Origin of the sequence: Paraherbaspirillum soli, assembly GCF_042654985.1 — a bacterium.
GTDB classification, from domain to species: Bacteria; Pseudomonadota; Gammaproteobacteria; order Burkholderiales; family Burkholderiaceae_D; genus Paraherbaspirillum; species Paraherbaspirillum soli.
In genome coordinates this window covers 14,286-28,983 of record NZ_JBHSMT010000029.1, presented here as the reverse complement: position 1 = coordinate 28,983, position 14,698 = coordinate 14,286, and the positions used below count along the sequence as shown (strand labels likewise).

The following is a 14,698-nucleotide window of genomic DNA, read 5'->3' as shown; positions in this document are numbered from 1 at the left end:
TGCTATAATCTGCGGCTTCGTGAAAGCGCAGCTGCGCAAAAACGAAATGTAAGTGCAGGAGAGATGGATGAGTGGTTGAAGTCGCACGCCTGGAAAGCGTGTATAGGTTCATAGCCTATCGGGGGTTCGAATCCCCCTCTCTCCGCCAAGTATTCTAAGTAGTTGTTTTAAAAAAAACCGACCTGAAAAGTCGGTTTTTTTTTGCTTTCTGGTCTTGTTTTGTATTGCCGGGGCCAACTCTGTCAACGGCTCTCGGATGACGGGCAGGGTCTGATTGATGGTATGCGCAGAAGCCTGGAGGAATTATTTAGCTGATCTGGTGGCGAGGTTGATCACAAGCTCGACATGTAACACAGCAGCAAGAATTTCCGCAAATCCCTCTCCAGTGGACAGGGGGGCAAAATAGCCGACGGCTTTATAGACTCTTTCGAGCCTTACATTGAGAGTCACTTTTTCAACAATCGCTTCATTAGCAGAGTAGGGAAGTCCTGCTTATGCCCTGCGATGATATACACATAAATGTCACTGTCGATTCGGCGGTAGACCAGCTTGTGATGCGATGTAAAAGCGTTCTGATAGTCAAAGATGCCAACCGACGCCAACTCTTTTACGGCAGTACCTGGGAAGCTCTCGGCATCGACCTTTTCAAGTTTTTCAAAAATCTCGTCCTCGGCCTTCAGCCACTCAACTTCCCCCCATTTATCCAGCATGTACTCCTGAAGCGAGAGCAAGTCCTCTTGCGCATCGGGCAGAATGATGACGGCCATTATTTACGGCGCTGACGGGCAGCACGAAGTTGTGCGCGAGATTCGTCAGCGGTGAGGCCCTTACCCAGCAGGCGATCTTTTTCGCCCAAGGCGATGATTTTCAGAGCTGCAATAAGCTCTTCCTTTTCCTGAAATTGTTTGAAGCTTTCAATCACCATACTGGCCTCGCCATTCTGGGTGATGATGAATGGATTCCCATTCAATTCCAGGTCTTCGGAAATTTGCGCCGCATGGCTTTTCAGATAGGAAATTGACTTGATGTTGGCAATGGATTGCATGGCGAACCCCTTTACATGAGTGGGTCTGAATTTAGATCTTAATTCAGTCGAAGTCAATGATTGACGCATATCGCGCTATTAAAGCAACGGCGGCAGCGCCTCCTTCAAAAAGTCGATAAACACCCGCACCGCCGGCACCATGCCGCGCCGGGACGGGAACAGAATCGACAAACGCCCGGCGCGTGGACGCCATCCAGGCAGCACGATCCGCAGTGCACCCGTCTGCAGCTCCTGCGCGCACGCATACAGTGGCAATCCGGCGATCCCCAGTCCTGCCAAAGCGGCCTCTCGCAGCACGTGCAGATTGTCGCTGCGCAAGCGCGAACGGACCGGCACTTCGCGCAATTCATCATCCGCCCCATACAGTTGCCATGTTGCGCCGTCGGCCAGCGGTTGATACAGCAAGCAGTCGGCCTGCGACAGGCCGTCGATGTCGGCCGGATCGCCGTGCTGCGCCAGATAGTGAGGGCTGGCCAGCAGCGCCCAGCGCGCAGTGCATAGCGTGCTCTGGATCAGGCCTTCCGTTTCAGGCTCGCGGCCGGCACCGCGCACCACCACGTCGATGCCTTCTTCAAGCAGGTCGATGCGGCGGTTGCTGGCTTGCACCAGCACGCCGACCTTCGGATAGCGCTTCATAAACTCGGGCAAAACCTTGGCCAGCACCACATCGGCAATCGCCACCGGCACGCTGCAGCGCACGGTGCCGTTCGGTTCCGCCAGCGTGCGTTGCGCCGCCTGTTGCACGGCTTCCGCCTGCACCATCATCGCCACGCAATGCTGGTACAGCTCGGCGCCGATCTCGGTCAGCGCCAGTCGGCGCGAGGTGCGCTGCAACAAGCGCACGCCGAGTTGGGCCTCCAGCTCGGCAACGTAGCGGCTCAAACGCGATTTCGGAACGCCCAACGCCGCGCCGGCAGCGGTAAATCCCTTGCGCTCGACCACTTGCGCAAAGTAGTACAGCGCATTCAGATCAAGTGGAAATTTAGACACGATCATCTTTCGTCAATCGTTCTACGCATGGAACGATAAATCTTATTTTTGCATATTTATTTGGAATCGTTTCAATATTATGATTTGCATGTCGGAAACATCATCGCAGCAGCAAGCGATCCCGCCTTAACTTAATGCACCGGAGAACAGCATGAACCAGCTCACCGCAACCGCCAGGGTTTCACCCATCATCGAACCGCGCGACATGCGCATCGGCGACGGCTTTACCGCCAAGCACTTCAGCGAGGATGCTTTCAATGGCTTGATCGACCCGGTCGTGATGCTCGACCACTTCCACATGACCGCGCCGACCTTCGCGCCGCATCCGCATGCGGGCATATCGGCGGTGACCTTCATGTTCGAGGATTCGGTCGGTTACGACATGAACTACGACAGTTGCGGCAACCACGGCCCGATCCATCCCGGCGATCTGCACTGGATGGTGGCCGGGCGCGGCGTGGTGCACACCGAGCAGCCTGAAGGCGAGGGATTCCACGTTCATGCGCTGCAGATTTTCGTCAATCTGCCGGCCCACAAAAAGCACATCGCGCCCTATGCTATCCATGTGGACGCCAAGGATATCCCGGTGTTTCGTGCACCCGGCGTGCGGGTCAGGGTCGGGGCCGGCGAATCCAATGGCGTTCAGTCGCCCGCCGTGCTGCCCGAACCGTTTACCTTGCTCGACGGTTTCCTGGAGCCCGGTGCGAGCTTCACCCACCGCTTGCCGGCCGGATGGAACGCGATGGTCTACAGCGTCGAAGGTCAACTGGAACTCACCGTGGGAGACGTGCACAGCACCATAGTCACCGCACGCGCAATCGGCGTCAGCGCCACGGAGATCCAACTCACCAGCGTGGCAGGCGCGCACTTCACAGTGCTGGCCGGTCCCGCATTGCGCGAACCGCTGGTCAAGCATGGGCCGTTTGTGATGAACACGGCCGAGCAGATGCAGCAAACGCTCAGCGACTATGCGTCCGGCAAGATGGGGACACTAAGTGCAGTACCGACTGCCCCAGCACCCGTCACGGGCAAGAACCGATGACGTAATAGCCGGCCGAAGTTTGCGCCAGCATGGTTGTATAAAACACGTTATCCAGTCCCATATTCTGGTTCGAGCCGTTGGCGAACGCAAAGCCGCCGCTGTCATGCGCGCGGCCGGCCAAGACGTGGGCGTAGTTGCTGGCGAAGTTGGCGCTGCAGCTCCATGCCGCCTTGGTAGTGCCCGATACGGCGGCGGAAAGCGCGCTCTCAAGCGCAGCCGAGTCGATGGCGGATGCCTGGTAGCTGTAACTGGTAGCCGCCGACAAACCCGTATCCGTATAGGTGGTCGAGGCGAGCGCCGGTGCTGTCACTCTGGCACCGTTGCGGTAGACGTTGTAGCCGCTGGCGCCGTTCACCGAGTTCCACGACAAGCTGATCGAGCTGCTGCTGGCGGCCGCTACGGCCAGGCCGGTGGGCGGCTGGATCGCCGGCACCGGCCCGATCAGGAACTGGGCCAGGTTGCAGGCCCCGGAAGTCAGGCCGGTGCCGTTGTCGGAAGCCGTGACCGAGCCAATGTAGTAGCCATTGCCCAAATGGGCGTATTGCTTGCTGAAGCCGGCGCCGCTGCCGGCCTGCGCGTCGTCGACCGCCGTCGAGCCATGCAACAGCACCCGGTAACTGCTGACGGCGCCGGCCGCATCGGTGGCCGCGCCGGCAATGGTGACGCTGCTGCCGGATACCGAGGCGCTGCAGGAAGTCATCGCCGGCGCCGGGGTGGATGCTACGCGCAGATTGTTCTTGAACCAGAAATCCATCACAAACGACGGATAGTTGATCGTGGTGGCATCGACATAGTGGCCGTTCTGGCCGCCGCCGCCGGCCGGCCAGGCGTGCGCCATGCCGCTCACGGTGATTTCGGTGGTGCGCAGTTTGCCATTGCCGTCGGTGTACGGAATGCTGCTGCCGCCGGTCGGAACAGCCACGCTAGCTCCTTGCGTAAACGTGCCGCCGTAGACGCCGCGCATGGCGGCCGCATCCATCGGACCGTAGGCTTGGGCCACCGTGTAATCGGCCGTGCCCCAGACCACGCTGGCGATCTGGCTGGCGAATTTGCCGGCATTGCCGCCTGCCAGGGTTTTGCAATTGCTGCTGGCGGTGCTCGCATCGTAGCCCCACGGCACGTAGCCGATCTGCGCCGTCGTGGTGCCGGGAGGAGGGCCGGCGTTGATGCCTATGCCGGCAAATATGTCCGGCGCCATACAGCCCAGCACCATGCTTTCACCGCCGCCGGAAGACAGGCCGGCGACGTACACCTGATTGGGGTCGATCGCATATTGCGGATCGGCGACGAAGCGTCTGACCAGATCCAGCAGGATCGCATCGTGGCCGGCAGTGCGGTTATGGCTGGCGGCGGCATAGTCCCAGCAGTGGTTGCCGTAGACATTGCCGGTCGCATTCGGGGCCAGGATCACGGCGCCGTAGCGGTCGCCCATCGCTTTCCAGTTGAAGCCATGGTCGGCGCTCTTGTCGATCACATCGCCGGCCGCGGTCTGGGTGCAGCCATGCAGGACCAGCACCAGCGCCCGTTTGCCGGCCACCGTCGGTTGCGATGCCGGCCAATAAAAATAGCCGGTCAGGTTGCCGCCGTTGACCGTATCCGCGGCCCAGGTCTGGTTGCCGCTCCAGGTGCCGGGGCCGGCCGCGACCTGTGCTTGCGCCGCCAAGCTCGGAGCCAGAAAAATGACGGCGGCCGCTACCCGCCCCAGTATGGTTTTCAGATCGAAGGCCATGATTGCGTCGCTCCTAGTCAGGAATGCTGACCACGTTGCCGGCAAACGTGATCCGGTCGGCGTTGGCCGGCGACGTCGAGATCGGCGGCACATTGGCGGCGCTGATCGGGTTGGCCTGGCCGCCGCTGCCGATGCCGCGCGGAACGGTGCGCACCACCTGACTCGGCGGCAGCGCGGTGCCGTTCTTCAGATGGTCGAACATCATGTTCATGGCCTGGGTGTAATACACGTGCAGCGGGATGAAGCGCGCATCGAATCCGGCCAGCGGCAAAAAGCTATCGAAATGCTGGCCGTTGGTGACTTCGATATACGACAACTGGCTCCTGCGGCCCTCAACCATATGATTGACGCCGAAATACGGGCGCGATGAAAACCCGACCGGGATCAACGTATCCGCGCGGCCATGCACGATCAGGGCCGGCTTGCCGCGCAGATTTCCGCTGCGAACGACTTCCCCCATTCCCTGTTGCACGCGCACCGCGCTGCCGCTGCCGCCGGTCGCCAGTTCGCGCTGGCACAGCGCGCCGTCGATGTTGTAATCCATGACCCCGGTGCTGGGCGAAATCGACAGCGGATCGGCCACCGCGCCGCCGACGCTGTTGTTATTGAAAATGCTGATGCCGACCGTCGGCGGCACGCCGTTGCCTTTGCCGAACGAGGTCGGCAATTGCGCCGTGGTGCCGGAAAAACTGAATCCGCACAGATTGTCCAGCACGCTGAAACGGCCATACGCATTGCTGTAAGTCATGGCGATCGGCGGCGTCGCAGTGACATACATCGCCGCCTGCAAATCGCGGCTTTCCGGTTCCCAGCCGGCGGCGGTCAACGCGTTCATGGCGCTGGTCGCCAATTCACCGGTGCTGTTGCCGTTGACTAAGCCGTGCGCCTTGAGCGCGGCGCAACGGTTGCTCGCGGTGGCAGCGACGATGCTGGAGAGCAGCGGCGCACCGGCCGCCGACGGCGCCAGCGCCGCGCACGGCTGCAGCAAATTCGCCAGCGTGAAATAGTCCGGCAGCGGCTTGCCGGTGCCGGTGCGCACGGATGAGCCGCGAGCCACCGTCAGCGTGTCGTCGGCCGCCAGTTGCACCTGCGGTTCGCTGACCGCGACGCCGCTGATCAAACCTTTGCTGTCCTGCTCCGCCGCCGCCAGTGCAGCCCCGCCGCCATTCGAGATGCTGGAGGCGATCACGATGGTGTTGGCCGGCGACAAGCCGACGCTAAATTTCTGGTTCAGCAAAAAGAACGCGAATTCGATCGCCTGCAACGTCGATTTGCCCCAGTCTTTTTCCGGATTCTGTTGTGAATGCGCATGCTTGACGGCGAAACGGTCAGGCGTGGCCGCATTGAATGCGGCGCGTTGCGCGTCTGACACATTGGCCGTGAAATTGGAATTCCTGCCAGCCGCATCGGCGCTGCTGCGCACGCCGTTTTGCAGATTGACCGTATTGTTCTGCAGATCGTGGATGCCGGTACCGGTGCCCTTGTCGCTATAAGCAACCACGCAACCGCGCTTCAAACCCCATTCGCCGGAAGTGCCGATGGCGCCGTAGATGCCGCGCGAACCGCTGGAAGTGCCGGTCACGATGCAGGCGTGAGCCGGATCGAAGGAATTCGGTATCTGCACCATCAGCGTGACGTTCTGGTTGCCGCTGCCGTCGTCCGAGTACGCGATGTACTCGGTGCCGGCCACCTTGCCCTCGCCCAAGGTGTCGTTGCCGTTGGCGTCGATATTCGGGCCGTACAGGGTGCCGAAGCCGCCGCCGGAGCTAGGGTCGAGGACGGCGCGGTAGTTGGTGTAAATGGCGATCTTGCGCAGTTCGGCCGCGCTCGGGCGTGCCGGATCGACGGGATTGGGCGCGCTCACGGAAGCCAGACCGGTCTTGCCCAGGCCGGCGGTCAGCAAGTCGTCGCCGACGCCGTCGTAGGAAATCGTGGAAATAGCGCCAAGATCGCTAGGCTTGCTATTGAAACTCAAATTCAAACCGCAGCCGCTCAATGCGATTGCGCCGACGGCCAGCGCCAGGGTGTGAATCTTGCACAATACGTTCTGCTGCATATTGCCTCCGTTGCTCTCCGGTTTTTCGAGTCTATTGCAAAAGAATTCCTAAAAATAGTTTTGCAGCAAGAGGCTGATAGTTCTAGCAGGCAGTTAAAACAGTGCTCTTTGCTTTTTTATATTTTTTGCAGCGTGTAGAATCGCCCACTCGCGACTATCCGCATCAAAACATCAAAACCTTGTTGAAGTGAGCTACCAGCAATGACCGACAGCACTATCCCCACGCCTGACGAGACCAGCGATTCCCCAACCCAAGAAGCGCGGCTATGGCGCGACGACGGCTGGACCGCGCGGGTCATCAAGAACGAAGACGACGACGGCTGGGCGGTGGCAATGAGTAAGGATGGCGAATCGGAACCGGCCCTGGTCGGCCCGTGGACTATGGGCCGCGACAAGAAGAATCCGAAGCCGCTCGACTCGGTCGCGTTCGGCACCCTGGTCAAGACCGCCACCGAGTTCGTGCGCAGGCACCAGCAGCAATTGCATGAGCAGCTGCACAAGAGCGTCACAGTGAGCACCGAGTCAGCCACGCTCAACGTCACGCTGGACATCGTGCCCGACGACGATTTTCCGTATGCGCTGCTGAGCGCGCGCGATGAAGATGGCCAGCAAGTGGCCCAAGTGCGAGTGTCCCCGACCTTCAAACTAAGCAAATCCAGCGCCGCCGCCTGGATCGAAAACGACTTCCGCCGGCCTGGCTGACCCGCAATATCTGTCGACGCTGAATCATGCAAAAAGTAGGGCGGATGAGCGCAGCGTTATCCGCCGTTGGATGTGCCACAGGTGTTTGATGCATCCACAACGGCGGAAGACGCTGCGCTTTTCCGCCCTACGTTCTACGCCTGAAGATAGCCGAACACCGCCCGCCTGACCCGCAACTCCAACTGCCGCGCATCGGTTTCCGCGCGTTCTCCCGCCGCATCGACCATGCCTTTGACAATCGCGATCACATCGTAAGCCGCGGTCTCCGCGTGCTCGCTCACCGGCGCGTCATTCCGGCCAAACAGCGCCAGCAGCGCCACGTGAATCTGATCGGCGACCCTGCCGTTGCGCGCATCTATCGGCAAGCGACGCTCCTCGAAATCCAGCAATCGCGCCAGCGCGGGGCGGCGCATCTGATGCGCAACCGCTGCGGCTATCATCTGTTCCAGTCCGGCTACGCAACTCTGCGCCAGTTGCGCGGCGGCGATCTCCTCCAGCAAAACGCTGGTCTCCCGTTCGATCAGTGCGACAGTCAGCGCATCCTTGCCAGGAAAATACTGATACAGCGAACCGATGCTGACGCCGGCCCGCTCTGCCACCGCATTGGTCGTATATCCCTCGAAGCCGGATTCTTCCAGAATGCGAGCCGCCGCTTCCAGCACGGCGTTCACCGTCTCGGCCGAGCGCGATTGGGTGGGGATTTTCCTGAGTTCCAGGGGATTGCGATGCTTGGTTTTGGACATGTTGGAATGCGAGTTTTAAAAATGAGCAATTGCTCATATTCTATTTCCTCCATTCACAACGAAACAACAAAAAAATGACTTCAGAAATCAAGCATCAATCCGCCGCCTCCACCGTGCTGACCGTCTTCATGCTGGTCAAAACCACGCCCGAGTGGCTGGGTTTCAGCATCGATCGGCGTTTCAGCCTGCTGGCTGAACACTTCGAACCGATCCTGCGCAAGCACCAGCCGCAAGTGACATTGCGGTTTTACGATGTCGAGTTTTACTCGGCCCGCGTGACCGATATCTGGGTGTGGGACGCCAGCGAGCATCACGCCTACGAACTGCTGGTCGAAGACCTGCGCGAGACGCCGTTCTGGGATCGCTACTTCGAGATCGTCGAGATCCTGCCCGGCGTCGAGAACGCCTATGCCAAGAACTACGAGCGGGCAGCGCTGCTGGCCTGAAACGGGTAACAAATGCGGCGGAAGGCGCTACGCTTTTCCGCCCTACATTACAAAATCCTGGTTGATTATTGCCATGCGTTAATTTTGTTAATATGACGCACCTCACCTGCATTCAATCACCAGGATTATTCTCATGACCCGTGAATTTCTCAAAGCAAGCCGTCACGCGCTATCGGCGCTGGCAATCGCCGCCGCTGCGGCAAGCACCCTGTTGGCTCCCACCGCCGCAATCGCAGCAGCACCCGCGCAGCAAAAAACGCAAGCTCCTGGCTATTACCGAATGGCGCTGGGCGACTTCGAAGTCACAGCGCTGTACGACGGCTATATCGACCTCAACCAGGGCGAATTACTCAAGAACGTCAGCGCGCCCGACCTCAAAAAACTGCTGGCGCGCATGTTCCTCGGTCCGACCGTGCAAACCTCCGTCAACGGCTACCTGGTCAACACCGGCACCAACCTGGTGTTGGTCGATGTCGGCGCCGGCAAGTGCTTCGGCCCGACCTTGGGCACGATCCAGGACAGCATCCGTGCCGCCGGCTACCAACCTGAACAAGTCGATACCGTGGTCATCACCCACCTGCACGGCGACCACAGCTGCGGCCTGATCGGCGCAGACGGACAGCTGGCGTTCCCGAACGCCGAATTGCGCACAGCGAAGAGCGAATCCGATTTCTGGCTGAGCGAAGAGGTCGCGAGCAAGGCCCCCAAGCAAATGCAGCAATTCTTCAAAATGGCGCGCGATTCCGTCCAGCCGTACATCGCCGCAGGCAAATTCCATCCGTTCCAGGGACGCACAGAACTGGCGCCGGGCCTGATTGCGGTGCCGACGCCTGGTCACACGCCAGGCCACACCTCATATCAGTTCAGCTCCAAAGGCGAAACGCTGCTGGTGCTGGGCGACCTGATCCACAGCCATGCAGCGCAGTTTCCCCGTCCAAAAATCGCGATTCAATTCGATATAGACAGCCCCAAGGCCGTCAAGACGCGGGAAGCGATATTCGCCCAAGCCGCCAAGAACAAAACCTGGCTCGCCGGCGCCCACCTGCCGTTCCCGGGCATAGGCCGGATTCGGACTGAAGGCAGCGGATACGCCTGGGTGCCGGTTGAGTACGCGCCGATTGTTGGCGGCAAATAAGGAAGAAATAAGCAAGCCGCGAGTGTTTCCCATGTGAACGATAGACCCTATCCCGCGTTTCACTTTGTTACTAAAATAACGGTCCGGCGCGGGAATCAGGGTTTACCATGCAAGTCGAACCGAGGCTTGACTCACTTAAGGAATAAAACCACATGAAAAAATTAATGCTCATTCTGACTCTGAGTGCGGCTTGCGCAACTGTTCAGGCGGCCGACTGGCAGCCCTTCGGCGGCAGCGATACTGCCGAATTGAAGCTGGATCAAGATTCCATCAAGGAACACAATGGCCTGCGTGAAGTCTGGTCGATGTGGAACTTCAAGGAACCAAGGAAGAATGAGGGCGACGCCAGTTTCCCAAGCTTCCGGTCCTACCAGGATCTGACAGAGTACAACTGCCGCGCCAAGACCATGCGCCTGACCAAGGAAATCCTGTTCGCCGAAGTCGATGGCGGCGGCGCCAAACTGGATCATTCCGATGCCCTCAAAAACATGAAATTCAGCGCGCCGGCCAAGGATTCCGTCGCTGAAAAGATGATGGACATCGTTTGCGCATTTCCGTTGAACGCCAAAGCCAAGTAAGTATTGCCAGCAGGTGATTTGTAACGAGCGGCCATGACCGAAGTCATGCGCCGCTCGATTTCTTTCCGCTCCCCCATCTCCGCGGTTCCCGCCGCACTCCTTGCACGCTCGTGCCAAGTCCTAGACAGAAGTCGCATTAAGAAAGCGTTGATTATTTTCAACAAATGACGCGATCCTCGTCTAATTACCTAAGTAAATCCCCTAATTACCGTCTAATTGTTGATTCAAAACAACAGAAAAACATTCTTTCCTGTTGTTATGCATATCTCTTTGCTAATATTGCGACCCCGCAAGTAAATCAAGGCAAATATGCAAGTACTACCACCGACCCGGACACGGCTTGCGGTGCTGATCGGGTTATGGTTCGGTAGCGTCGGATTAAGTTTCGCAAACGGCATCGTGACCGACGGCGGCAGCGTCACCCATGTCGTCACCGCCGCCAACGGCAGGCAAACCGTCAACATCGCGCCCGCAGTGGCCGGCGTTTCCCACAACACTTACAACCAGTTCAACGTCGGTCAGGCCGGGGTCGACCTGAACAATGTCGGCGTCAACGCCCGCAACATCGTCAATCAGGTCACCAGCACCAATCCCAGCCTGATCCAGGGCGACATCACGGTAGTGGGGCCGCGCGCCAACGTGATCCTGGCCAATCCGAACGGCATCACCGTCAACGGCGGCAAGTTCATCAATACCGGCAACGTCGCGCTGACTACCGGCCAAGTCACGTTCAACGATTTCAGTCCGGCGCCCGGACTCAGCCAGCGCAACATCAAGCTCGATACCAATCGCGGCCAGATCACGATCGGGCCGGACGGCTTGAGCGGCGCCATGCTCAGCCTCGAGTTGAGCGCCAAAACCCTGGTCGTCAACGGCCCGGTCAATAACTCATTCAGCGGCAGCGCAGTCGGCATCCGCGCCACGGTCGGCGACAGTCATGCCGAAATCGACGGCAGCGTGTCGCCGACCGACAACCTGACGCCCTGGCTCGCGACCACCGCGCCGCACACCGCCAACGCCGCCACCGCGATCGACATCACCCCGCTGGGCAGCCTGACCGCAGGGCGGATCACATTGGTGGTCACCGATCAAGGGGCAGGGGTGCATCACGCCGGCGCGATTTACGCCAACGTCGGCGATTTCAGCCTAGCGGCCAACGGCGACATCAAGCTTGCCGGCGGCAGCATCACGGCTGCCAACAATCTGGCCATGGCAAACACCAACGGCGACATCAATCTTGCCGGCAGTAGCATCAAGACCGCCAACAACCTGGTCATGGCAAGCACCAGCGGCGCCATCAACCTGGTCGGCTCCGATCTGCTCGCGGCCGGCAACATCAGCACCCAAAGCGCCGGCCTGTCGCTGCAAAACGACGGCGCCAAGGGCACGATGCTGGTCGCCGAAAACGGCGGCGTACTGCTCAACAGCAGCGCCGACATCCTCAATCAAGGCAGCTGGATCCAAGGCCGGCAGCGCATCGCCGGCAATAGCGACTCGCAAGGCGCGGTCATGCTGAAAGCCGGCGGCAACATCACCAATGTGTCGCCGACAGCCGATCTGCTCGCCATCATATTCAGCAAGAGCGACAACCTTGGCAACAGCGACGACGTGCTGCTGCAAGCCGGCGCCAACATCGTCAATCATCACGGCCGCATCCTCAGCAACAAAGCGCTGCAGATCAACGCCCAGGGCGATGTCGACAACATCGTCGACAAACAAAGCGGCGCCAACGGCGAACAAGGCCAGACTTACCAAACCAGAGACAGCCGCTGGCTGCTGTTGAGCGAACGCACTCACGGCTTCGACATCGACTACGGCCAGGTCGCCCGCGCCGACGACCATCTGGCTTTCCTGAAGGGCGAAACCGGCGTCGCCATCAAAGGCCGCAACGTCGTCAACCGCGGCGGCGTGATCCAGGCCGATAGCGGCGACATCGGCATCAACGCGGCACTGGTCTTTCACAACGAAGCACTGTTCGACGGCCAAGCCCATTTCCGCCGCAGCTGCCTGATCCTGTGCCGCGCCAGCGCCTCCAGCACCGTGCAAAGTCACGGCGGCTTGCTCACCGCCGGCAACAACATCGACATCCAGGCCGGGACCGAAGCCAGCAACCTCGGCGGCAACGTATCGGCCGCGCAAAACCTCAACATCAGCGCCCCCAAAGTTCTGGCGCAAGGCATCGTCGGCTACCGCTCCTACCAACAATCGCGCGGCTTCAAAGCCTGGTTCGGCAATAGCTGGGCCCGCCTGTACGCGATGGACCTCGGCGGCAGCTGGACCGCCAAAGGCAAGCTGCGCATCAACGGCCAGGGAGTGATCGACGGCGGCAGCTTCGACAGCCCCGACACCGTCGTCGCCTCCAACGGCATCGTCACCTTGCGGCCGGCCCAGCGCGAGCCGGTCAGCATCGAACATCATCTCGGCCTCACCAGCTGGATCTGGCAATAAGCACGCAATGAAATACTTTTACCGTCCACTACTGCTGACATTGCTGGCCGCCGCGTTCAGCCAACCGGCCGTAGCCCAAACCGCCCGCGTCGAGCAAGACCCGGCGCAGCGGCTGCTGCAAGAGCAGCGCGAGCGCGATCGCCAACGCGAACTGGAGCAGACGCCGCCGGCCATCACAGTGACCCAGCTGCCGCTGCCGACCCTGCCGGCCGACGCCGACATCGACACCCTGGCCGATGCCGAACCGACCTTCAAAATCGACCGCATCGAACTGGTCGGCAACAGCGTCCTGCCGGCCGACCAGGTGCAGGCGATCACCCGGCCGTTTCTCGGCAAGCGGCTAGGCAGCAATCGCATCAACCTGCTGTTGCACCGCCTGACCGAAGTCTTCGTCGCACGCGGCCTGATCACCACCCGCGCCTATCTGGGCCAGCAAAACCTCAGCAGCGGCAGCTTGACCGTGACCATCATCCCCGGCCGGATCGAAGCGATCCAACTGAACGGCAAAACGCTGGCCGCCACACCGGCTGCACCTGCCGCCGCGAGCGAGCTGCAAAGCGGCGGCTGGCTCACAGACCAAGGTGTATTGCTGGCCATGCCGACCGCCGCCGGCGACGTGCTCAACCTGACCGACCTCGAACAAGGGGTAGAACAAATCAACCGCCTGCGCCGCAACCGGGCAGAGATGCAAATCATGCCGGGCGCCACGCCGGGCGGCTCCATCATCGGACTCAGCAACCCGCCGGGCGACCGTTTCTGGTTCAGCGCCGGTTTCGACAACTACGGCAGCAGCCAGACCGGCCTGACCCGCACCAGCCTCGGGATCGAAGCCGACAACCTGCTCGGCCTGCAAGAAATGGTCTCGCTCAACTACAGCGGCAGCCTCGACACCAACGCCCTGGTGCTGTCGGCCGCGGTGCCGTTCGGCTATCACACCTTCAGCTATACCGGCTCGCTGTCCGAATACCAAAACCTGGTCGGCGATACCGCTCTGCTGTACGGCAATACCAGCGGCCACACCTTCGGCTGGAACTACGTGCTGGCCCGCAGCCAGGCCGCCAAAAGCGCGCTCGACGTCACGCTCTCATGGCGCAAGACCGAGCGCGAAATCAACAACAGCGTGTTCGAACCGCAGCGCCTGACCGTGCTCCGCATCGGCTTCAACCGCCTGCGCCGCTTCGCCTTCAATCAACAGCAGGGCAGCTGGACCGTCGACGCCGGCATCTCGCGCGGCTTGCGCGCACTCAACGCCAGCCGCGACAGCGCCGCCATCACGTCCGACGAAGCGCACAGCCAGTTCACCAAACTCGACAGTAGCGCCACGCTCTCGCTGCCGCTAGGCAAACTCGGCGACACGGTCTGGAATTGGCGCGGCCAACTGAACGCCCAGTGGAGCCGGCAAGCCCTGTTCGGGTCCGAACAAATCTTCGCCGGCGGCATGTCATCGGTGCGTGGTTTCCAGGACGGCGGCATCAGCGGCGATCGCGGCTTTTACGTGCGCAACGACCTGATCTGGGGCAATGCGCCCGAGCTACTGGGCGTGCATCTTGAGCCTTACGTCTTCCTCGATATGGGACGCACCGAACTGATCGCAGAGAAGCACTACCGGCAACTGGCCGGCGCCGGCATCGGACTGCGGCTGCAAGCACAGTACGGCAAGCAGCGGCTGACCAGCGAAGTGCTGCTCGGCCATCCGATCAAACAACCAGACACGCTGGGATCGCAACGCACGGTGTTGCTGGCGACCTTGAATTACTCCTATTGATTCATTTTTGAATGAGAAC

At 60.4% G+C, this 14,698-nt stretch carries 13 protein-coding genes and 1 tRNA gene; 8 read left to right on the top strand and 6 right to left on the bottom strand.

Annotation, left to right across the window (positions count from 1 at the left end; genetic code table 11):
• The first annotated feature begins 57 nt into the window (after positions 1–57).
• A tRNA-Ser gene (locus ACFPM8_RS17730) sits at positions 58–148 on the top strand.
• Between the two features lie 298 nt (positions 149–446).
• On the opposite strand, the gene ACFPM8_RS17725 is transcribed toward ACFPM8_RS17730, so the two are convergent.
• From ACFPM8_RS17725 to ACFPM8_RS17715, 3 genes are all read right to left on the bottom strand, one after another.
• Positions 447–767 (bottom strand): type II toxin-antitoxin system RelE/ParE family toxin, encoded by a 321-nt coding sequence (locus ACFPM8_RS17725; RefSeq protein WP_378999442.1) that lies wholly within the window; start codon positions 765–767, stop codon positions 447–449.
• On the bottom strand, positions 767–1,045 hold the full coding sequence (locus tag ACFPM8_RS17720; protein WP_378999440.1) for a type II toxin-antitoxin system Phd/YefM family antitoxin: 279 nt from the start codon (positions 1,043–1,045) through the stop codon (positions 767–769). The genes ACFPM8_RS17725 and ACFPM8_RS17720 overlap by 1 nt, the downstream gene beginning before the upstream one ends.
• Positions 1,046–1,123: 78 nt before the next feature.
• Positions 1,124–2,035, bottom strand: coding sequence for a LysR substrate-binding domain-containing protein (locus tag ACFPM8_RS17715; protein WP_378999438.1), 912 nt, complete (start codon positions 2,033–2,035; stop codon positions 1,124–1,126).
• Between the two features lie 151 nt (positions 2,036–2,186).
• On the opposite strand from ACFPM8_RS17715, the gene ACFPM8_RS17710 reads away from it, so the two are divergent.
• Positions 2,187–3,077 (top strand): pirin family protein, encoded by an 891-nt coding sequence (locus ACFPM8_RS17710; RefSeq protein ID WP_378999436.1) that lies wholly within the window; start codon positions 2,187–2,189, stop codon positions 3,075–3,077.
• On the opposite strand, the gene ACFPM8_RS17705 is transcribed toward ACFPM8_RS17710, so the two are convergent.
• Complete coding sequence (locus ACFPM8_RS17705; RefSeq protein ID WP_378999435.1) at positions 3,058–4,806, bottom strand: extracellular catalytic domain type 1 short-chain-length polyhydroxyalkanoate depolymerase; 1,749 nt, start codon at positions 4,804–4,806, stop codon at positions 3,058–3,060. The two genes, ACFPM8_RS17710 and ACFPM8_RS17705, sit on opposite strands and share 20 nt — an antisense overlap.
• Before the next feature lie 13 nt (positions 4,807–4,819).
• Positions 4,820–6,862: a D-(-)-3-hydroxybutyrate oligomer hydrolase gene (locus ACFPM8_RS17700; RefSeq protein WP_378999433.1), complete on the bottom strand. Its 2,043-nt coding sequence runs from the start codon at positions 6,860–6,862 to the stop codon at positions 4,820–4,822.
• Between the two features lie 201 nt (positions 6,863–7,063).
• Between ACFPM8_RS17700 and ACFPM8_RS17695 the strand changes: the two genes are divergently transcribed.
• Positions 7,064–7,564, top strand: a complete 501-nt coding sequence (locus tag ACFPM8_RS17695) for a hypothetical protein (protein WP_378999431.1) — start codon at positions 7,064–7,066, stop codon at positions 7,562–7,564.
• A 134-nt stretch (positions 7,565–7,698) separates the two neighbouring features.
• Here the strand turns inward: ACFPM8_RS17695 and ACFPM8_RS17690 are convergent, their stop codons facing one another.
• Positions 7,699–8,307, bottom strand: coding sequence for a TetR/AcrR family transcriptional regulator (locus tag ACFPM8_RS17690; RefSeq protein WP_378999429.1), 609 nt, complete (start codon positions 8,305–8,307; stop codon positions 7,699–7,701).
• A gap of 74 nt (positions 8,308–8,381) precedes the next feature.
• Between ACFPM8_RS17690 and ACFPM8_RS17685 the strand changes: the two genes are divergently transcribed.
• From ACFPM8_RS17685 to ACFPM8_RS17665, 5 genes are all read left to right on the top strand, one after another.
• A complete protein-coding gene (locus ACFPM8_RS17685) occupies positions 8,382–8,753 on the top strand; it encodes a darcynin family protein (protein WP_378999428.1) in 372 nt (123 codons plus the stop codon).
• A gap of 133 nt (positions 8,754–8,886) precedes the next feature.
• Positions 8,887–9,888 (top strand): MBL fold metallo-hydrolase, encoded by a 1,002-nt coding sequence (locus ACFPM8_RS17680; protein ID WP_378999426.1) that lies wholly within the window; start codon positions 8,887–8,889, stop codon positions 9,886–9,888.
• Positions 9,889–10,052: 164 nt separating this feature from the next.
• On the top strand, positions 10,053–10,466 hold the full coding sequence (locus tag ACFPM8_RS17675) for a surface-adhesin E family protein (RefSeq protein WP_378999424.1): 414 nt from the start codon (positions 10,053–10,055) through the stop codon (positions 10,464–10,466).
• Between the two features lie 309 nt (positions 10,467–10,775).
• Positions 10,776–12,914, top strand: coding sequence for a filamentous hemagglutinin N-terminal domain-containing protein (locus ACFPM8_RS17670; protein ID WP_378999422.1), 2,139 nt, complete (start codon positions 10,776–10,778; stop codon positions 12,912–12,914).
• Between the two features lie 7 nt (positions 12,915–12,921).
• Complete coding sequence (locus tag ACFPM8_RS17665; protein WP_378999420.1) at positions 12,922–14,679, top strand: ShlB/FhaC/HecB family hemolysin secretion/activation protein; 1,758 nt, start codon at positions 12,922–12,924, stop codon at positions 14,677–14,679.
• The last annotated feature ends 19 nt before the right edge of the window (positions 14,680–14,698 follow it).